We start from the raw sequence: 21,516 nt of genomic DNA on the forward strand, positions 1-21,516 counted from the left end.
TTGAGCGGTTGCCTGCGATGAAGAAAATTTTTCTTTCATTCTGTTTTGTTTTTTTTAATTTTGCGCTTTTTGCTAGCGGAAAAGGCGATGATTTTTCGTTTGAAAAAATTGAAAAAAAATATCCGTCATCGTCTTATATTTGGGCGCTTGGTCAGGGTGCGTCGCTAGAAAATGCTGCCAGTTCTGCAAAACTTTCTGTATGTCAGACTTTGGGCGAGAGCCTCCGTGGTGAGCAAAAAACAACTTCGTTTTCTGATTCCAAAGGAAAGGAAGAAAGTTCTTTAAGCACTTCTGTTGACGAAGCGGTTCTTTTTGAACACATAACCGGTATCGTAATAAAAGAAACTTGGCGAACAGATAAAGGCAATGGCGACTGGATTGCTCTTGCCGTTTTGGATAAAAAAGAAGCCGCCGATTATTATTCAAAACTTGCGATGCAAAAAAACAGTGAAATTTCTTCTTTGGTTTTGCGTGCGGAAGAAATATATCCTTCGTTTGATTCCTTATCGCTTTTAAGCGATGCTCTTTTGAAAGCTCAGGATAATCAATACAATTTAGACCTTTTGCTTGTGTTAAATCGCACTAAGCATGCTATGACGAGAATGTCTTATGGTTCTGTACAAAAACTTAATCTCTTATATCGCGAAAAAGCAGCTGGAATAAGTGTTAGTGTAAATGTCGAAGACGATAGCGAAGGTCTTATTTATTCTGCGTTGGTTGAAAAATTAAAGGAAAAAGGCGTTTCTGTTGTAAATTCAAATGCACAATATGAAATAAACGCTGTTGTAAAATTGGAAGAGCAGGATTCTTTGGATTCAAAAAATTTTTACGCTCGCTATTCTTTTTTTGCACCGTTGACAATGGAAAATTCCACCGTTGTTAAACCTTTCAGCATAACAGGAAGAGAGGGACACATTTCTTTGGAGCAAGCATACAGAAGATGTTATATAAAAATTGCCTCGCGCATTAAAGACGAGTTTTTGCGTTAAGGCTTTGTTTTAAAGAGAGTTTGACTTAAAAAAACGGCATTTTTTGCCGATAATTCAGATATGCGCATTTATTCTTTACTAATCGGCTCATTGATGTTTTTTTCTTCGTGTGTGGCTTCTGCTCACTCGCCAAATCCTATATATGTATTGCCAGAAACGGCTGTTCCCGATTCTCCTTCGGTTTCTACGGGAGGAGTTGTTGCTGGTGCTTCAAGCGGACTCTACAGGCTTACTTCTACAAAAACCGCTATTCCACTTTGGACAGAATCTAAAGTTTTAAAAATAATAAAAACTTCTTCTACAGACGGAAGATGGTATTTTTTAACTGGCAATGGAATTTTAACTTCTACTGACCTTAAATCATTTGAATACAGAAATTCTGGACTTCCGTTTTTAAAAATGAAAAGTTTTGAAGGCGATTCCGTTTCTTTTTCCCAAAAACCTGCGCAATTAAAAGATTTAGAAATTCATCCAGAAAATCCTGATATTTTGGTTACTGCGACAAAAGATAATGTTTTTATAACGTATGATGGTGGCCTGAATTGGAAAAATCTCGGTTCCATGAGTGCTGGAACTTCTGGTATAAAAGCAGTTGCTGTCTGCAATATTGAAAATTCTCTGGTTGTCTTTATGGCGCATCCAATTTTTGGTTTTTCGTATATAATGCCACTTGCCGATAAGCCTGTTTGGAAAGATTGCAACGGCGGTTTTGAAAATATGAAGGGTCAGACTTACCCAGATGAAATTTCTGATATTTGCCCTGTTGTTTTTAAAAGAGAAGACGGTTCTTCCACGACAGAAATTTATGTGAGCCAGACTTTTCTTCCACGCCTTTACCGTTTTGACTGGGCTTTAAAAAGAGGCGTTCTTTTGTACAGCGGCAAAGAACCTGCAGACACGATTGATGGACTTTTTTGGAACGGCAAAAATCTTTTGTACACTCGACCTGGCGAAATTGCGTCGTTGGATGTTCAATCGCAGAATTTGGGCACGGTTTCGCAAAGTTATTACGCTTGGAAGGATTCCTTTTCTGCCCTTTCAACTTCTGACACCCTTTATTGTGCTTGGATTCCAGAAGATAGGAATCTGACATCTGGCCTTTCTCTATCTGAGCTTTGGCTATTAAAACCTGAACTTTGCACAAATGCTTATTCCGAAAAAGTTTTGAACAAAAAAAGCATATATTGCCCAGCAAATCACGTAACAACTCAATCTGGAATAGATAGATACAAAAAAATCATATTGGAAAACAAACTCAATAGCCTCGTTATCGATATGAAAGATGATTATGGACTTTTACGATACGATGCAAAAGACCCGCTGGTTGTAGAAAAGGGGTATGTTTCAAAATATCACATAAATCTGAATCATTTTGTTTCTGAAATGAAAAAAGATGGAATATATCTGATTGCAAGAATTGTCGTATTTAAAGATAAAAATTTAAGTCAGTATGCTGGCGGCAAATACGCGGTTTGGGATAAAACTTTAAACCGAGCGTGGATTGGAACCAAAGGTATGGAAGATGTTACCGACGAAAACGGAGTCGTAACTTCGCAGAAGATGGCATACTACGACGAAAATTGGGTAGATCCGTATTCGCCTGAAGTTTGGGAATACAATGTTCGCGTTGCAAAAGAACTCATAGCAGGCGGTTTTGATGAAATTCAGTTTGATTATATTCGCTTTCCTACCGACGGCAAAAATATGGCAAATGCAGTTTTTAGATGGAAGGATACAGGCATGGATAAGGAAAGCGCACTTCTTTCGTTTCTTTCTTATGCACGCAAAAATATAGATGCTCCTATTGGAATAGACATTTACGGGGCGAATGGTTGGTATCGCTCTGGGGCAAGGACAGGACAAGATGTTGAACAGCTTTCTGAATATGTAGATGTGATTTGTCCAATGTTTTATCCGAGCCATTTTGAGCAGGATTTTTTGAACTATGCGCCGGTTTCCGAACGCCCATACAGAATTTACTATTACGGGTCGTATCGCAACACTGTTATAGGACGAAACAGAATTATCGTAAGACCGTGGGTTCAATCTTTTTATCTAAATGTTCGTTACGACAGGCAATGGTACGGAAAAGAATATGTTAAGCAGCAGGTTTACGGAGTGCGCGACAGCGTAGACAAGGGCTATATGTACTGGAACAATATTGGTCGCTACGATGATATTTCTCCAGATGTAGGAACAACCCAGTATACAGGAAGCGCTTACGAGGCATTAAAGGAATACAGAAAACCTGCATTGGGTAGTTCAAATCTTATGTATCCAAAAAAAGTTCAAAATGAGAATGCTTTGAGTGAAAATCTTTCTGATATGACGCTTTTAGATTCGGTGCGTAAAGATGAAAAAAAGGATTCATCGAATTCTATTTTTCCTTCAATTTCTGATATAAGAAAACTATGGCAGGCATACGAAAGTGACAAACACGAAATATAATCCAGATGAGCCTATTGTGGCTATTGCGACAGCTCTTGCACCAAGTGCGCTTGGTATTGTAAGGGTGAGTGGTAAAGATTGTGTAAAATTGATTTCCGCAATATTTTCGAGACCAAATCAATTATTAAAAGCAGAAGGCAATACTATTGTTTACGGTTGGATTTGCGATGGGAATGAAAAAATTGATGAAGTTTTGATAAGCGTGTTCCGTGCGCCCAAAAGTTTTACTGGCGAAGAAATGTGCGAAATAAACTGTCACGGCGGAGTTGCTGTTGTAAAAGCTGTATACGAAACCTTGCTAAAAAACGGATTTAGACCTGCTGAGAGTGGAGAGTTCACTTTTCGCGCATACATAAACGGAAAATCCGATCTAACAAAAGCAGAAGCGGTAAGGGAAATTATAGATTCAAAGACAAATGCTAGCAGAAGCCATGCGGCAGGAAGACTTACAGGTTCGCTTTTTAAAGAAATTGATTTTGTAAAAACACTTTTAACGGATACTCTTGCCGCAATAGAAGTTGATATTGAATATCCAGAAGATGAAGAAACGATTGCAGACAGTTTTGATAAAGCAGACTTAGAAAAAGCAAAATCCAATCTTTTTGAATTGGCATCTTCGTGGAAGAGCGAAAAACTTTACCAAGACGGCGCAAAAGTTGTTCTTGCAGGAAAGACAAACGCAGGAAAATCTTCGCTATTTAATGTTTTGTTAAAAGAAGACCGCTCAATCGTTAGCGATATTGAAGGCACAACTCGAGACTGGATTGAAAGCTGGGTAAGTTTTGATGGAATTCCTGCAAGGCTTTTTGATACTGCGGGTCTTAGAAAAACAGATGATTTAATAGAAGCAAAAGGTGTTGAACTTACAAAGGATTTGGTTAAGGATGCGGATCTTATTTTGTATCTGGTTGACTCTACAAAAGGCTTGCTTGATGAAGATTGGATTTTTATAAAAGAAAATTACGGAATTCCGTTGATTGTTGTTTTTAACAAGGCAGATTTAGCACAAGATGAAAAGCGTTGCAATATTGAAAGTATAAAAAATAAGTTAAAAGCAGAAAACAGTGGCGAAAAAACATATTTTGTTCGAGTTTCTGCAAAAAAAGGCAATGGAATTTTCGAACTTACAGAACTTGTAAAAAATGTCCTCTTAGGAGATTCAACGCAAAAAAGTGACTCGGCAGGACTTGGTTCAACACGACAACGCGATTGCGTTCTAAATGCTTACGAAAGCGTTACTCATGCTTTAAAAATTGCTGATGAAGGTTCTTATGCGTTGGATGCGGTTGTGCAGGATTTGGAAGATGCTTTAGAAAACCTTGGCGAAGTTACTGGAGAAGTTACGCCAGACGATGTTTTGGGTTCAATTTTTAGCCATTTCTGTGTTGGCAAGTAAATTGATTGCATCTGTTGTAAGTCGCACCTCCGTGTGCGACAAGGATAGTTGTTTAAGAAAAACCTCCTTGTTTTTCTTAAACGGACAGTTTTTGCAAAACTGTCAGCAATTGTTGTAAGTCGCACTTCCGTGTGCGACAAGGATAGGAGTACCGAAGTCCCGAGCGTAGCGAGGGATGAGCGGCGGCTAGTCCGCGAAGTGCGTATAGCCTGTTTTTTGCGATTTATCGCAAAAAGTCGCCCAAAGCGAAATCTAAAATAGAAATCTTTATTTTTAGGCTGTGCATATTTCGGATTTTTAGGCAAAAAAATAGATTTTGATTGAAAAATCGTTATAATAAGTCAGTTTGACGATTCTGCAAAGGCGATGTTAAAATTGCAGAATATTAAAAGGGGTCATAAATGCGTAATTACAGTGGCAGATTTTTAAAAGCCTTTTTAACCTTGATTTTTTTAGCATTTGGTGCGGATTTTGCTTTTACGCAGGAATCTTTGGAACAGGTTTATGCGGAAATTGACAAAGTTTTTTCTGAACACTCCTCAGAAAACCTTTCTAAAGTTTTAGGAAAGTACAATAAATCAAGCGATTATAATCTTTATGAATCCTATACGTTAAAGAAAACCCGCCAGTTGATAATCGAAAACGATTTAGCATTTGCAAGGCAAGTTTCGCTCGTTGTTATAGACAATAATTTGGAAAATTTTGATGCTGTTGACCTTTATTCTTACATTGACAGGGCAATTTTGGGCGAAGAGATGGCTCGAAAGGCAGAAGAAAACAGGCTTAAATTGGAAGAAGAGCGTCTTTCTGCCATGACTGCAAGGGCAAAAAGCAAAATTGAAAAATCAAATTCATATTCCAGTGTGAGTACCGCATCTGGTTCTCAAGTTTATATGAATCAAGACCAGCAATCTTTTTCTACTGTAAATTGGGATGTTCAGCTTGGGATTGCCGATGTTATGTTTCAAAATATTACCGCTCCCCAAGCATATACGAGTTTAAAATATGGACTTGCCGTTGGAATGAATCTATTTTATAAAACCGACCAGTACGTAATTGGCGCGGAGTCTTTTGCGGATTTTCATATGCTTACTCTTGGACAAGGTGAACCAGAAACTATGAGTAGTCTCAGATTTATGCCGATGATAGCTCTTCGGTCTTTAAGCAAAAAAATGTTTTTCCGTGGAGGAATTGCGGTTTCGGCCTTGAGTTCTGAAAAAACAGAAAAAACAGATTCTGTTGGGAATTTTATAACGCCTGCTGTGGGAATTGGATTTGAAAACTTTTTTATAGGAAAAGCAGTTGGAAGCCTTCATTACGACTATTATTTGGGTCATTTTTTCTATGGCGACTTAAAATCTGCAATGGGATTTGGTTGTTCGGTTTTAATTCCATTTAATCAAACTGGAAATGCAACAATCGGATTAAAACTTGGAATTGATGATTTGCTTTTTGTAAAAGAACAAGGAATTGATAATCGTTGTAAAGCAATTTTTGCGATTGGAGTAGGCAATGTTAAAGACTAAAAAAAGTATAATTTTCCCCATAATTTTTTTTGTTGCTAGCGTTTTTGCTATAGCACAATCTTTTGGAACTTTGGATTTGACAAAACGCTATCTTGAAAGAGCGAATTCTGAATATGAAAGTGGCAATATAGAAGAATCGTACAAAGCTATGAATGTGGTTTTGCGTTTGAATGAATCTTCTGGAATTCCTGCAAATGTAACTTTGTTTGCAACTCAAGTTTATACAAAATTGCTTCAAAAGATAAAGACGACAAGAGATTATTCAAAATTCGGTGAAATCACTTCAAACCTTGAAAAATACACAGTTATCGCGGACTCAAATATTCAACGTCTTGTAAAAGACATCTATGCTCAGCAGGAGACGGAACTTCAGGCAAAAAAAGATGAAGCTCAAAGGGCGGAACTAGAAGAACAGCGCTTGATATACCAACAGCAGTTAGAAGAGCAACAAAAAAATCAGGCTTCGTTTATACAAGCAATGCAGGCAAGCCAAGAAAATGTTATGTCTTCAATAGTAGATTTGGGTGACAAGATGGCTGGTGCGGCAGAAGAAAGTGCAAAATCAAATCACATGGTTTTAGTTGCCGTTCTGGTAATCTGTGTTATTTTGATTTTCGTATTTATAATCGTTGTGCTTGCGATAAGAGTGGCTGCAAAAGCAAGTTCACGGCAAGCTGCTCAATTTGAAGCAACTCTTAAACTTGTTCACGGAATGCAACAATCCAACAGCAAACTTTTACTTGGAAACATTACAGATTTAAAAGCCTTGAACGGAGTTGGATTGCGTTCGGCTGGAAGCAGTAGATGGGGAGTTGATGCACTTCCTGCTCCAGAGATGAATGAAAAAGAAAAAGAAGAATTAAAGCAATTAGCCATCAAATGTGAAGATTTGGGAGTTAAGATAGACGCTGTTTCTAAGCGGAAAAATAATTCAAAAAATATAAGCGAATTGGTGTATAAGCTTGCTATAAAATTGGGTTGCAATCAAAATACGGCGATGGCTTATTTTTGTGCGGCAATGGTTTATGACGCAGGTTTTTTAGCGATTCCAGAAGATGTTTTAGACTGCGAGAATTTGAACGAAGAGCAAAAAAAATTGATAAAAGACCATGTTACAAAAAGCGAAGATTATTTTGACTTTGTTCCGGAATTGTATAGAAAGATTTTTGACGATGCCGCTCGATATCATCACGAAAACGAAGACGGTTCTGGATATCCAAATGGAATAAAGGGCGATATTATTCCTCAGATTGCAAAGATTATTCACGTTGCGGAAAGTTACAATTCTTTGATAAGCCGTAGAAATTACAAGCAAATTCGCGATAAAGAATCTGCAATCCAAGAACTCCTAGGACAATCTGACAAATACGATAGGGCTGTTGTTGAGGCTTTGGATTCAATCGTTTAATTTTCGATTTTGCAAAACTTTTTGTCGTTGTTAAAGGAATAAAATTTCTATAAAATACGTTTCTGGATATTGGTTCATTTTTAATATCTAAAATCTTTTATTTGGCAGGATTTATATATGTGTGGAATTGTTGGCTATATTGGTGTAAAAGATGCTACACCTGTTCTTATAAACGCATTAAAAAAGCTTGAATATAGAGGTTATGATTCTGCGGGAATTGCGGTTTTGGGCGGTGATGAAATAATCGTTCGCAAGGCAAAAGGTGCTTTAAAATTTCTAGAAAAAAAGATTGCAGACGAAACGATAAAGGGTAATATCGGAATTGGTCATACTCGTTGGGCAACTCACGGCGAACCTAGCGACATAAACGCACATCCTCACACAAATGTAAGCGGAACAATCGCTGTTGTTCATAATGGAATAATCGAAAATTATTTAAAACTCAAAGCCTGGTTGCAGAGTCAAGGCGTTGTTTTTACCAGTCAGACGGATACGGAAGTTGTCGCTCACCTTATCAACTATTTTTACGAAAATTCTGGTGATATATTCGATTCAGTTTTGCGTTCTTTGGAAAAATTGGAAGGAAGTTATGCCTTGGGTGTTATCTGTAAAGATTTTCCAGATAGAGTTATTGCAGCAAGAAAGGACAGCCCTCTTATAGTAGGAGTTGGCGAAGGCGAAAATTTTATTGCAAGCGATGTTCCTGCGGTCCTTGAATACACGCGTAAAGTTCATTTTTTAAATCAGCGGGAACTTGCAGTTTTGTATTGCGACCATGTGGATTTATTCAACGATTCTGGCGAAAAGATTATACGAGAACCTTCTTATGTTGACTGGGATTTGTCATCCGCAGAAAAAGATGGTTATGCACACTTTATGTTGAAAGAAATTCACGAGCAGGCAAAAGCTCTTACAGATACTTTGAGACCTCGCCTCGTGATGAAAGATAAAATTCCTGTGGATATAAAATTTGACGAAGTTGAATTTGGAGATGTATGGAAAAATGCACAAAATATCGTGATAACTGCTTGTGGAACTGCGTACCATGCAGGCATTGTTGGAAAATACGCCTTTGAAAAATACGCTCGTGTTCCCGTTACAGTGGATGTTGCGTCTGAGTTTAGATACAGAAATCCGATTCTTAAAAAAGACGATATATTCATAGTCATAAGCCAGTCAGGCGAAACTGCGGATACACTTGCAGCGTTGAGACTTGCAAAAGAAGCTGGAGCAAAAGTTATCGCTATAACAAATACTGTAGGTTCTTCCGTTAGCAGAGAAGCGGACTGCGTAATTTATACTTGGGCAGGAAACGAAATTGCCGTTGCTTCAACAAAAGCGTATACAACCCAACTTATGTGCTTGTATTTGCTTGCAATAAAAATGGCTGAGCTTAGAGGCAATATCGACAAAAAATCTTATCATTCTATTTTAAAGCAATTATTAGAAATTCCTGAAAAAGTTAGCGTGATATTAAAAAATCAAACTGAAATTCAGAAATTCTCTGCGCTTCAATTTAATAAAACAAAAATCTTCTATATAGGACGCCTTTTTGACAGTGCAACTTCCCTAGAAAGTGCTTTAAAACTAAAGGAAGTAAGTTATATGCATTGTGAAGCGTTTGCCGCTGGAGAATTAAAACATGGCCCTATTGCTCTTGTCGACAGCGATACCTTAGTTATAGCGATTGCAACTTCTCCAAAACTCTACGAAAAGCTCGCTTCTAATATATTGGAAGTAAAAGCTAGAGGTGCTGCAACTATGGTAATAACACAGGACAACACAAATGCCTTTAGAGATTGTGCAGATACGATTATAAAAATCCCTGAAGTTGACGAGGGACTTGCGTCTATGCTTTCTATAATTCCTGCGCAACTTTTTGCATATTACTGTGCTATTCAAAAAGGTCTGGATCCAGACAAGCCACGCAATCTCGCAAAAAGCGTTACCGTTGAATGAGATATTTATGAATATTTTATGCCTTGGCGACAGCATAATGCAATACAACGACTGGACATCTTATCCTCAAACTGGATGGGTGCAGCTTCTCGATAGATTTTTTGAGCGTGATGTAAAAATCTTAAATTTTGCGCGAAATGGACGAAGTTCAAAAAGTTTTATAGCCGAAGGTCGATTTGATGAAGTTCTAAAAGTGGCTGTAAAAGGCGATTTTGCCCTCATTCAGTTTGCGCATAACGACGAAAAAATAAAAGATTCAACAAGGTATACATCTGCCGAGCGTGGAGGTGAATTCCGAAAAAATCTGATTTTCTTTGCAGAAGAATTGCAGAAAAAAGGTTGTATTCCGATTTTTTTGACACCTGTAACTCGTCGCTCTTTTTTGGATGAGCATACGATTGAAAATACTCATTCTTCGTATCAAACTGCGATAATCGAAACTGCAAACGAATTGAATTTACCGTTCGTTGACCTTACAGGTTTGTCCATGGCTTTTTTTGAATCTCTTGGAAAAACAAAATCTCGCAATTTGTTTATGAACTTTGACGCAGGTTTGTATCAAAACTATCCAGAAGGCAAAAATGATGACAGCCATCTTCGTTCGGACGGCGCATACGCAATATGTAAACTTTTTGTAAGCGATGTTCTAAAAAACAAAGATAAATTTTCAGACTTCAAAATTCTCAGCGAAAAAATTTGTTTAAGGGGAATCTACTGCGACAGAGAAATTGATGATGAAAAATTGATGTGGAAATAGGGCGGCATGACTTTTTTCTTAATCTTAATCAAAATTTTGTAAATGAATTTATTATTTATATTACTTTAAAAAACTGCTTACAAAACTTCTTTGTCCGATTGACCCTAACAATCGATTTTGTTATACTCCTAAACGTATCAGGTCATAAGCCTCTACAACCAGGGCCATTAGCTAAGCTGGTTGTAGCGCCGGCCTTATAAGCCGGGTCTTACCCAAGTTCAAGTCTTGGATGGCCCAAAATTGCCCGATTTATCGGGCAATTTTTTTTAGAAAATGAATGGCGTCCAGATTAAAGGACGCCTTTTTTATGGGAGATTTTATGAAATTCAATAAAAAAATTTCTTACTTGTTTTTTTTGTCCATCTTTTTATCGGCTCAATATATTTTTGCTGAAAATTTTTCTCAGGAAATAAAATTCAATTTTTCATCTTTAGCTGCAACAGAAAATCAAAATCTTCCTTTTGAAAAAGCAGATTCTTGGAGCGAAAAAAAACATCCTTTTGTTGCACTTTCAGGCGCTTTGGGGGTTAATGTTTTAATTTCAACCTGGAATCGTTATATGATTGGTTCCGACTGGGCAAAAGTGGGCTGGGACGAGTGGAATCATTTTTGGGAGAGAAAATTAACCTGGGACAGAGACTGGTACTGGACTAACTTTTTTTTACATCCTTATCAAGGTTCGCTATATTATATGGCAGCCCGCGGTTCAAATCTAAATAAACTTGAATCTTTAGCGGTAACTTTTTTGGGTTCGTATACTTGGGAATATCTTTGCGAATCAAATGCACCGTCAAAAAATGACATGGTTTTTACAACGATAGGTTCTTTTTGCGTTGGAGAAATGTTTTTCAGGCTTAGCGCAGAAGCGGATGAAATAAGCAAATTTCTTTCGTATGCGATAAATCCGCAGCGTATTTGGACGCAGTCCGTTTGGAAAATAAAACAAAAGAGAGGCGGAAACAACATTCATTCGCTTTCTTTAGGTTTTGATATTGGAAATATCGTTGCAAACACAAAAGTAAACAATATGGATTCTTCGCTCTATCCTGAAAGAGAAATTTATCCTGTTTTTTCTATGTTTGAATTTAATGTTGTCTATAACGATCCTTTTACGCACGATTCAAATTCTCCGTACAGCCAATTTGACCTTTACGTTCATGGCGGAATTGGGAAGGGGTCCGGAAAAGCTGGCTATTGTGCTTATGAAAATATTGATGAAAAACTTTTTTACGATATAAGAATTTTTTCTGACGGAATGCTTTTTGCTCGCAATTTAAATCTTTCGGAAAATACAGAAAGCTCTTTGGGTGCCGTAATGATTTATGATTTTGAATGGCATTCGTATTATATGCTTTCATCTTTGGCACCTGGTTTTGCATTTAAACAGAGAGTTAATCTTCCTGATGCTAAATTGGAATGGCAAGCGATGCTTGCAGGAATTTTATTGGGAAATACAGACTATTATTATTTTCACAGAAAATTAACGCCTGTCTTTGATGTTAGTTGCAATTACAACAATACGATTGGGGGCGAAACGATTTTAAAATTCCATTATAAAAAAGAAAATGGTTTTGATGCAGGCTTGGATTTTCGTGGATACGCAATGTACGATTTTTATGATCAGTTGCAGGACGGTGCGGACACAGGGTTTGAATTTATAGGGCTTTTGACGGCTTCTGTTCAAATTCCGCTTTCTAAAACTGTAAGAATCGGTTTAAAAGATGAACTTTACGGCAAGGTTACCTCCTATAAAAAAATTGACGATGTAAAGCAGCTTGTAAACACGGGAAGATTTTTTTGTAAGTTTGAGTTAAAATAGTTTTTCGTAAGACATTCGATTACAAATAAAAGCTATCGAGGGGAGTTATTTTGTATGAAATTTGTAAGCACTAGAGGTCAAAAACAACCTGTTGATTTTAAAAAAGCGATTTTGGACTGTCTTCCGTCAGACGGTGGACTTTATGTGCCTTTTGTAGAGGCGGATTTAAGAAGATGGATTTTGTATTGCGACAGCAACACATCTTTTGCAAATATTGCAGGAACACTGACTTCTGCCTGTATAAATGATGAATTTTCTCCGATTATCTGCGAAACAATAGCGTCTAAGGCCTTTACTTTTGTGCCTGAACTAAAAAAAATTGATGAAAGGCTTTATTCTTTAAAACTTTACAATACGCCAACAGGAAGCCACAAAGATTTTGGAATTTCGTATCTTGTAAACTGCATAGAAACCATACATTCGCTGGAAGGCGGATTTTCTACTTTTTTGGATGCGAGCATTGGTGAATTGGGAGTTAGCCTTGCAAGAAGTTTGGTTGGCAAAAAATACGTAAAAGCGGTTCTCGTGTATCCGAAAGGATTTGTGCGTGGAATTGAAGAGCAGGACTGCATCTGGAACGGCGGCAATATTCTTCCGATAGAAGTGGATGGAACAGAAGCGGATTGCCATGCGATTGTGCGTAAAATTTTTGATGACAGAAATCTTGTCGAAAAATACAGATTAACAGTTGCAAATACTGCAAATATTGGCAGGTTGATGCCGCAGATGTTTTTTTATCCTTATGCATTTACGCGTTTAAAAAAGGAAGTTCATTCGGATATATATTATGCAATGCCGTGTGGAAATTACAGCAATCTTGTGGCGGGACTTTACACTTGGAAGTTGAGCCTTCCTGTTAGTGGTTTTATCTGTCCTGCAACTGCGAGCCTTGGTGTAGATCCAATGGATATTTGTACAATCCCAGACGATATTGTTCCGTTTGAAAAACGCTACGCAGCAGATCCTGCAAGTCCATCCAACCTTGAGCGCCTTGAATACATATTTAACAGAAATTCGTTGATGTTAAAGAATTTTATTTTTCCTGCAAATGTAAGCGAAGTCGAAGCGGAAGACGCTTGTCGGGAACTCTATATGAAATATTCAATATTTGCGGATAAGAGTACTTCCAGCGCGTATGCGGCGATAAAAAAACGCAACGAAATGCTTTGTGAAGATGAATCGCAGGCGGTTTTAATTGAAAGGGATGACCCGGCGTTGAGCCTTGAATATGTTCGCCACGCTACAGGCATTTGTCCAGAAGTAAAAGAAAATGTTGCGAATGCTCTTAAAAAGACAGAGCTAAAACATGCTTTTATAAAAAATCCGCAGGAAGTTATTGAACTTATGCAAAAATTTCTGTAAAACTTTTTCTGCAAAAAATACGCAAAAATTATAAAAGGAGTTTTGCGTATTAGATTTTATTTTGGAAGAGAAAGGGTTTGAAAGGGAAAGAGAAACCTTTTGTAAAGGTTGCTTTTTCCCTTTTTAAAAAGAAAAAATGTCAGAAATTTCTTGGATTTTAAACAAACTTAAAGACACCAGAGAAGCAGAAATTCTTATGCAAGTTGAATCCTGCTACGAAAAAATAGGTGAAAAGCAGAACGCTTGGTACAAAAAGTCGAATTTTACCTGCCCGGAAGGTTGTGGAACTTGCTGTCATGGGTTTGAACCCGATGTTCTTGAAGCCGAAGCACTTTACATGGCGGCATGGCTTATCGAAAATCAGCGAGATGTTGCTTTAAAACTTTGTCAGGGGATTTTCCCTTTCGATAACGGAAAAACTTGTCCGTTTCATAATTTTGAAAATCCGTATCATTGTTCGGTTTACAAAGGCAGAGCGTTTATCTGTAGAATTTTTGGTGCGTCTGGGAGCAGGGCAAAAGATGGGAGCCTTGTCTGGCGACCATGCAAATTTTATCCGAGCGAAAAACTGAAAGAACACAATCCTACTCTTGAACACAGGCAATATTCTCAAGATGAAATTGAAAAAATATTTGGAACTTTGCCACCAGCGATGAGTGATTTAATGGAACAAGGCGTAAATATTTCTGTTGAAAATAAACGAACCGCTCTGTTACGCGAAGTTCTTCCTCAAGCGGTGCGAAGACTTTTTTGGATAATACAACTCGGAAACGGTGGAGATAACGACAATGATAATGGAAATGATAACGCAGCATAGCAACTTGCATGTGCGGCGAGCGTTATCTGCAATTTTTTTTCGAATGCTACTTTTCACTTTTTGTCGTTTTCTTTCCAGCAAGCTTTAAAAATTCCTGGCATTTGTAATTGGAGTTTTTTTGAGCGTTGTCGAGTTTTTTGAAAACAGACTTTATCTTTGGTTCAGATTTTTTTGTTGAAGAAAGCATAAAAATTTCTTGTGCCATTTTTATTGAATCTTCTGTGCACTCTTTATTGAACCACTTTATTCCGTCAAAAAAGTTTGTTCCTGCCAGATAAGAACTTTCTGGAGAATCCATCAAAAGTTCTGCAAGTTTTAAGGAATCGCAACGAACTTGTGCAAATATAAAAGCCTTTTTTATGAACTCCGATATTTTTTGTGCAGAATATTCTGTAAAATCTTTTGCAAAGCCCGATTTTTCTATTTTTTCTGCGATTTTACGTTCTAAGCCAAGTTTTTGTGCAAAATCTTTTTTTGCCAGAGGCTCAAGCAGTTTGTACAATTTTTGCACAAAAAGGGTTTCGTACATTTTTGAATCTAAGAACTTTTTTTGCGTTCCGAGGTTGAATTTTGGTGTCGCTATCATTTTTATTGCAAGACGAGGTTTTGCCTTTTTTTTATCTGCGGATTTTGACGAGCGATTTTTTGTTTTTTCGCTTAACTTTTTTCCTTCGATTTCCTGTGCAAATTTGTTCGCTTCTTTGTAGAAATTTTCTAATGTTGTTTGAATTTCTGTTTTTTCTTTTGAAGAAATTTTTCCGCCAGTCTTTAAATTTTCAAAAAGTGCAAAGTACAAGTCTAGAAATTTGTTGAATTCGTCATAAGCGGCTTTATAGTGAATTTCCTGCCATGTTATTTCCAGGTCTGGAGTTCCACTGCCGTTTAAAAATTCATACACTTCTTTTAAATGACCATCTTCATCTTTTTTTTGACTTATGTTTAAAAACACTTGACTTTGAAATCCATCGAGAAAGACGAAAAGTCCGTCATTTAAAATCTCGCAGGACTTTCTTATATACCAAAAGTTAGAACGCTGCTCCTGCATTATAAGGTAAAAATCGTCTTCGTAAGATAAGCAAAACGATTCTCCAAGCGTTTTTGTTACAAGTTTTTTGTCTTGCTCGCCGCTTCCTGTTTTTATCGAATAAGGACAGGAAACTTTTATCCAACCGCTAGCCCTTTCGTAGCGATTGTTGTAAAAGACGAGGGAAGCTTCCCCTTGCAAGCGATTTGAATATGCAAACACATTTTCGTTTACGCCTTGCTCATTTCTTAAATCGTAAAAAAGGAAGTCTTCCACACCTGCAAAAAGCCTTCTGTTTTTTAAAAGTGGGAAAATTTCTCTTTTGTGACGCTCAATCAGATATTCATCTGGATTTTCATCTCTGTACGAGCGCGTGTATTCCATTCCGTATTTTTCTTCAAATCCTTCAATTTGCCCGTGTCCAAACATCGGTAAGCCTGGCATTGTAGACATCAAAGTGCAAACCCCAAAGTATTTGTCGCCTTTTCCAAATTGAGCTACTGCTGTTTCTTCGTCCGGATTATTCATAAAATTTACGTAGCGTTTTAGGATTTGCGGATCGAACGAAATCGTATTTTTTACAGTTTGTCTGTATTTGTAGTTTTCTTCTTTTTTGAGCATATTCATGAATGCGCTGTTGTAAACTCTGTGCATCCCAAGCGTTCTTGTAAAATAGCCTTCCATCATCCAAAATGCTTCTGCTAAAAGCAAAGTATCTGGCACTTCTTTTGCTATTGTGTTTACAACTTCTCGCCAAAATTCTTCTGGAATGCGCTCATCAAATTCCTTTGCCGAAAGGGCAAATTCGCTTCGTGTTGCAATATCTCCACCTTTTCCAGTTTCTGGATACCAAAGCCGTTTTATGTGCTTTTTTGCCAGAACCATTGCAGCGTCAAACCTTATTATAGGAAAATTTTTCGCAACTTTTACTATCTCTTGAATTACAGCCTGCCTGGTTTCTGGATTTAAAAAATCTAATTGAGCGGTGTCGTTCCAAGGCATTCCTGTTCCGTCGTTTCCGTGGTAGATGTAGGTTTCTCTGCCTGTTGAACAATCGACTCGCTTAAAGCAGACCGCGCAGTCGGTTTTTGAATAATAGTGATCTTCAAGATAAACTGCGACCCTGCCATCTCTGCTTAAATTTGGACCATTGAATGTATATTGTGGAAATGGATTGTCGTTTCGCTGAATAAAAAGAGAAGGGCGTTCTACAACCCATTTTGCGTCGATTCCTGTGTGGTTTGGAACCATGTCGCTTGCAAGCCTTATTCCGCGTTTTGAAAGCCTGTGTCTAAGGTTTTCAAGTGCAGACCATCCGCCTAATTCCCCTGCAATTTCGTAGTCGTAAAGTGAATATGCACTCGCAGCAGCTTCTGGGTTTCCGCAAAGTTGCTTTATGGTGCGGCTTGCATTTGAGCGCTCCCAAAGACCTATGAGCCACAAACCTGTAAATCCGCGCTCCCTTAATAAATCGAGTTCTTCATCTGGAATTTGATCCAAACGCGTAATCTGCCTGTTATATTTTTTTGAAAGCTGAAAAAGCCAAACCAAAACAGTCTTTGCCATTAAAACCACGCGAGGCATCCATTCTTTATCTGTGCTAAAACCTTCGTATTCTCGCAAAAGATAGTCGTAATTTGGTGGAGAATAATCTGCTGAACCGGCATTTGTTGGTTGCCATTTTGCTTTCCATTCTTCTGATAAAAAATCCGTTGCGCTCAAAAGTTTTTGTATAAAAAAGTCTTCTTCATCTCCGTCGCCAGCAAGAAAAAGATCTGCCCAATGTAGTCGCACATAGTTTAACTGTTCGCGTAGGTCATTTGGAGCAAAATTTATTGGCTCTTTTAAAAATGTCATTAAATCGTGACCATAATTGCCCCAGTATGGAAGTTTTTTGAAAAACGCTTTTAAAAGTGAATAGAAAGAATCGTAAATCGGGTTTTGTTTTAAACTGGAGTCATCAAAAAGAACATAAAAATTTTTGAACGCAGGATTTTCCCTGTCCAGCCTTAAAATCATAAGTTCTTCCAAAACTTGCTCGCGGTTGGAGCGAATTCGTTTTGTCTTACGCTCAACCATTTGAGTCGCCAAAAAATCTTGAATTGAACATTCGCCTTTGTAAACGGCAACAGGCGGAAATTCCGTGCAAAAATCTGTTAAAAGAGAATCGACTTTTTTCCTTCCAAAATTTTTATCGAGTTCATCTAAAAGCTCTTTAAAGGCATTTGGATATTTTTTTCTTCTGTATGCATAGCAAGCAAGATGAAAAATCTCGTCTAAGAGACCCATCGCGTTTAATTCAGCAGCACTCAACTGTTTTGTTGAATCTTTGTAATTTTTGTTGAATTGTGCCTGGAAAATTCTTGCCTGTGCGATATTCGAAAAAATTACGTTGCCAGAGGATGAAAAAATGGTTTCTGAAAAACCGCATATATCTCGGATTTTTTTTGATATGTGAAATTCGTTGTAGGAAAAGTCCATTTTGTGCCTCTGTTATAAAATTTCTTTATTATACCACGAAAGGCTAATCTTTTTAATAAAAATTGACTTTTGATTTTCCCCAAACACAGTTGCCCAAAAGAGAGCTTTTAGCACCAGCCGTATTTCCACTGCCAGATTGGTTTTGCAAGCGCATTTGAAAAGGGTTGCTTTCTGTTAAAATCTGGCAGCCAGTCCGTGTCAGAAGATAAATCTTGATAAAAAAGGTAGTCAAAATCGTAAGCGTCTATTAAATCTCTTAAATCCTGATCTTCGGTTTTGCTTACAAGCCTGTTTTCTATAGAAGAGAGTGCGAGTTTTCGTTTTTCCAAATCTTTTTCTTCGCACTTAAAAGGAACAGGAGTATATTGGCTCATCAACGAGATAATCGCTTTTCTATCCGCATTTTCTTTTAACCAGAGCAAAACTTCTGCCGTTTCTTCAAATTTTCCAGGCAAAAACAGGTGGCGTATTATCACTCCCTGCAATATTTTACCTTTTTCTTCTTCGCCTTTTTTTACAGTTTTTATTTTTAGAGGATTGTGTTCTATCATCCATAAAAGCGCCTGTTTTGCGACTTGCGGATAATCTTCTGCGGCAAAAAGTTTTTTTGCAAGGGAAGAATTTAAAGTTTTAAAATCTGGAAGCCAGATTTTTACAAGCCCGTCAAGCCGCTCTAACATTTCTGGGCTTTCGTATCCGGAACTGTTCCAGCAGACAGGAATTTTTAAGCCGCGCTTTAAAGCTTCTTCAAGTCCTTCTGCAATTTTTGGAATATGATGGCTCGGTGTTACAAGATTTATGTTTTCTGCACCGTTGTCCTGCAATCTCAAGCAAATCTCAGCAAATTCTTCTTTTGAAACGACTTTGCCCATTCCCTGCTGGCTTATCTGATAATTCTGGCAAAAAGCACAGCGCAGATTGCAACCTGTAAAAAAAATCGTTCCGCTGCCGCCAAAAGCAACGACAAGCGGCTCTTCTCCAAAATGAAGACAAGCAACAGAAATTCTAAGCGAAGAATCTTCCAGACAAAAACCTGCACGTCCCTTGGTTCTGTCAACGCTACAGTTTCGCGGACACTGAGTGCAATTTGAGTAAAGTGAATCGAGAGATGGAAAATCGTTCATAAAAAATAAATTGCAGATTTAGATTGAATTGCTTTTTAGAAGAACGCTCATCATCGACTGCAAAAGGTCCAAATCCATGGAAGCCGCTTCGTCGTTCACAAAATCTTTTAGAGTTTCCCAGTCGTCTGCACAGAGAATTTCATAATCTTCGTCTTCGCTGCCGTCGATAAAATTTTGAAACGCGATAATACGGTCTAAATTATTCTGTGAAGGCTCATTTTCTAAATCTTCAGAAGATAAAATATAAGTGTTGAACCAGTAGTCGCTGATTGAACGCGCTAAATCTTCTACATTGCGATTATTTGTAACAAAAAGTGAAGCAATTTGCTCGCAGACTTTTTTGCCGTCGTAGCGATTTGCATTGTCTGCGCGAACATGTTTTTTTATTCTCTGAATATCCGATAAAAATTTTGATACGTCTGACATAAGCCCATTATAGAAAAACCGTGATAAATCTTCAATTAAAATTGAAAATCGCAAGTAAAGTAAAAACAGCAATAAGTTCAAAATGTAAGATTTTGTGTTTTATAAATTTGGGCGGCTTTTTGCCAGCCTATCGGCAGTCAAAAAACAGGCTTTTCGGGGTTTCGCTAACGCTACATCGTCCTCGTCGCTATGCTCCTGCGGTCGACGGCTGTACACACGGATGTGTACCTACAATAAATCTTGATAGTTTTGTAAAAAACTGTCTGTTTCAAGAAAACACGGAAGTTTTCTTGAAATGCCAATCCCTGCCGCTTGTCGCACACGGATGTGTACCTACAATTGATGTCGACAGTTTTGTAAAAATACAGGTAATTTTTTAACGACTTTTTACAATAAAAAAAATATTAAATCTTTATTTTATAACAAATTAAAATATCTTTAATTTTGCAGGCTTTTGTATCTCTAAAAGCTTAAAATGTAATAAATTTTCTTGACTTTGCTTATAATGAAAGGTATATTGAGAATATGGACTTAAGAACTGTATTAACACCCGAAACTGTAGAGCTTCATCTACAGGGAAAAACTAAAGAAGACATCATAGATGAGATGCTAGAAATTTTAATCAAGGCTGGAAAAGTAACCGATAAAGCTGCTGCGAGAGAGTGCGTGCTTGATCGTGAACGCAAGATGTCTACTGGAATGAAGCACGGAATTGCGATTCCGCATGGAAAAACAGACACTGTTTCTGATTTGGTAGCTTGCATTGGAATTTCTGACAATCCTGTTGATTTTGATTCTCTTGATCAGGAACCTTGTCGTATTTTTATTATGACACTTTCTCCAGTTAACAAGACAGGACCGCACCTTCAATTTTTGGCTGAGGTGAGTTTGTTGTTCAAAAGTGCAGAAAAAAGACAGCAAATTCTTAACACTCAGGACAAGGCTGAAGTTATAAAGATTCTTACAGAATAGAATATCAACGATGTATGTAATAGCCTCTTGGCCTGTTGGTCGGAGGCTTTTTTTATTTGAATGCGTTAGAGACAGTAGTGGCGCAAGTTGCGAAGCAATGGAGCGATAGCGGAACCACGGATGGCTCGACCCGCCATTTATGGCGGGGAACGCCCAAAGTAAATTGCATTATTTGATTTTTTTGCCAATTTTTTTGGAGATTATATGAAATTTGAAAAACTTTTTACTTCTAAAAATCATTTGCTTTTTAAAATGGATGGCACTCAGGTTCCCATTACGGAAAAAATGGTTAAGCGAATAAAATGGAGTGAAATTGAAGGCGCGGAAGAAGTTTACAACGAAGAATTTTTGGCAAAGTTGCGCGATGAACTTAAAACGCTCGAAGAAAAAGGCGAATTTGTTTTTGTTGAATGTGCGTACGACAAAAAAGCGATTCCTGGTCAATACAACAATGCGATAAAGCATGCAAGCAGGCGGATTAAAGATTGCAAATCGGTTATCGGCTTTGCACTTCCAGAACAGATTGCCTGCGATGTGGATGTTTTAAAAGATTTTTTTGACAAAATTTCAGAGAAACACCCGCATTACGTTTATTTTTCGAAAACTGCCTGTAACGATGAGGTTGTTTTATATTAAGGAAGTTTAGAGATAGTCAATCATTTGCATTTTTGTGTAATAGGTTGGCTTTTGCGTGGGCTTATTTTAAAGTATGCGATTTTGTGCGATTTTTGAGTTTTGTTGATGCTATTTAGGCGTTCTATTTTATGTGATTTTTGTGTTTTATAACGAAAATGGTGACATTTGGTGGAGTATGACGCATAAAATTACAACTTTCTCTTATCCACATCTCCGCGCACCCGCGACCGTAATAGATCTCGTATGCTTTCTTCGGCTTGACAAAAAAAACACTTGAAAGTACTCTCACACCTAACACCTCAGCTATGTATAATAGCCTTTTCACATCTGATTTCACACCGACTAATATCACTCACTACTCTCCATTAACGC

Annotated in this window: 15 protein-coding genes and 1 tRNA gene; 13 read left to right on the forward strand and 3 right to left on the reverse strand. The window is 37.6% G+C overall.

Annotation, left to right across the window (positions count from 1 at the left end; genetic code table 11):
• The first annotated feature begins 17 nt into the window (after positions 1–17).
• The 11 genes from FXX65_RS04585 to FXX65_RS04635 all read left to right on the forward strand — a co-directional run bounded on the left by FXX65_RS04585 (position 18) and on the right by FXX65_RS04635 (position 14,481).
• Positions 18–989: a hypothetical protein gene (locus FXX65_RS04585; RefSeq protein ID WP_147615289.1), complete on the forward strand. Its 972-nt coding sequence runs from the start codon at positions 18–20 to the stop codon at positions 987–989.
• Between the two features lie 60 nt (positions 990–1,049).
• Positions 1,050–3,437, forward strand: a complete 2,388-nt coding sequence (locus FXX65_RS04590; protein WP_246104342.1) for a putative glycoside hydrolase — start codon at positions 1,050–1,052, stop codon at positions 3,435–3,437.
• Positions 3,418–4,833: a tRNA uridine-5-carboxymethylaminomethyl(34) synthesis GTPase MnmE gene (gene mnmE, locus FXX65_RS04595; RefSeq protein WP_147615290.1), complete on the forward strand. Its 1,416-nt coding sequence runs from the start codon at positions 3,418–3,420 to the stop codon at positions 4,831–4,833. Before FXX65_RS04590 ends, mnmE begins: the two co-directional genes overlap by 20 nt.
• Positions 4,834–5,234: 401 nt before the next feature.
• On the forward strand, positions 5,235–6,359 hold the full coding sequence (locus tag FXX65_RS04600) for a hypothetical protein (protein ID WP_147615291.1): 1,125 nt from the start codon (positions 5,235–5,237) through the stop codon (positions 6,357–6,359).
• Positions 6,346–7,767 carry an HD-GYP domain-containing protein gene (locus tag FXX65_RS04605; protein WP_147615292.1) on the forward strand — a complete coding sequence of 474 codons (1,422 nt, stop codon included), beginning with the start codon at positions 6,346–6,348 and terminating at the stop codon, positions 7,765–7,767. The genes FXX65_RS04600 and FXX65_RS04605 overlap by 14 nt, the downstream gene beginning before the upstream one ends.
• 117 nt (positions 7,768–7,884) lie before the next feature.
• A complete protein-coding gene (gene glmS / locus FXX65_RS04610; protein ID WP_147615293.1) occupies positions 7,885–9,726 on the forward strand; it encodes a glutamine--fructose-6-phosphate transaminase (isomerizing) in 1,842 nt (613 codons plus the stop codon).
• Between the two features lie 7 nt (positions 9,727–9,733).
• A complete protein-coding gene (locus FXX65_RS04615; RefSeq protein ID WP_147615294.1) occupies positions 9,734–10,483 on the forward strand; it encodes a rhamnogalacturonan acetylesterase in 750 nt (249 codons plus the stop codon).
• Positions 10,484–10,644: 161 nt separating this feature from the next.
• Positions 10,645–10,720 (forward strand) — tRNA-Ile (locus tag FXX65_RS04620).
• An 82-nt stretch (positions 10,721–10,802) separates the two neighbouring features.
• Entirely contained in the window at positions 10,803–12,302 is a 1,500-nt protein-coding gene (locus FXX65_RS04625) for a DUF3943 domain-containing protein (protein WP_187116216.1), read from the forward strand.
• Between the two features lie 54 nt (positions 12,303–12,356).
• Complete coding sequence (locus FXX65_RS04630; protein ID WP_147615296.1) at positions 12,357–13,664, forward strand: pyridoxal-phosphate dependent enzyme; 1,308 nt, start codon at positions 12,357–12,359, stop codon at positions 13,662–13,664.
• 136 nt (positions 13,665–13,800) lie between these two features.
• On the forward strand, positions 13,801–14,481 hold the full coding sequence (locus FXX65_RS04635; RefSeq protein WP_147613639.1) for a YkgJ family cysteine cluster protein: 681 nt from the start codon (positions 13,801–13,803) through the stop codon (positions 14,479–14,481).
• A gap of 46 nt (positions 14,482–14,527) precedes the next feature.
• On the opposite strand, the gene FXX65_RS04640 is transcribed toward FXX65_RS04635, so the two are convergent.
• The 3 genes from FXX65_RS04640 to FXX65_RS04650 form a co-directional block, all read right to left on the reverse strand.
• A complete protein-coding gene (locus FXX65_RS04640; RefSeq protein WP_147615297.1) occupies positions 14,528–17,986 on the reverse strand; it encodes an alpha-amylase family glycosyl hydrolase in 3,459 nt (1,152 codons plus the stop codon).
• Between the two features lie 107 nt (positions 17,987–18,093).
• Entirely contained in the window at positions 18,094–19,110 is a 1,017-nt protein-coding gene (locus FXX65_RS04645; RefSeq protein ID WP_147615298.1) for a radical SAM protein, read from the reverse strand.
• Between the two features lie 18 nt (positions 19,111–19,128).
• Positions 19,129–19,536 (reverse strand): hypothetical protein, encoded by a 408-nt coding sequence (locus tag FXX65_RS04650; protein ID WP_147613642.1) that lies wholly within the window; start codon positions 19,534–19,536, stop codon positions 19,129–19,131.
• A 525-nt stretch (positions 19,537–20,061) separates the two neighbouring features.
• On the opposite strand from FXX65_RS04650, the gene FXX65_RS04655 reads away from it, so the two are divergent.
• Complete coding sequence (locus FXX65_RS04655) at positions 20,062–20,508, forward strand: PTS sugar transporter subunit IIA (RefSeq protein ID WP_078930530.1); 447 nt, start codon at positions 20,062–20,064, stop codon at positions 20,506–20,508.
• Between the two features lie 204 nt (positions 20,509–20,712).
• Positions 20,713–21,144, forward strand: a complete 432-nt coding sequence (locus FXX65_RS04660) for a hypothetical protein (protein WP_147613643.1) — start codon at positions 20,713–20,715, stop codon at positions 21,142–21,144.
• The last annotated feature ends 372 nt before the right edge of the window (positions 21,145–21,516 follow it).

Source organism: Treponema pectinovorum, from assembly GCF_900497595.1.
Lineage (GTDB): Bacteria > Spirochaetota > Spirochaetia > Treponematales > Treponemataceae > Treponema_D > Treponema_D pectinovorum.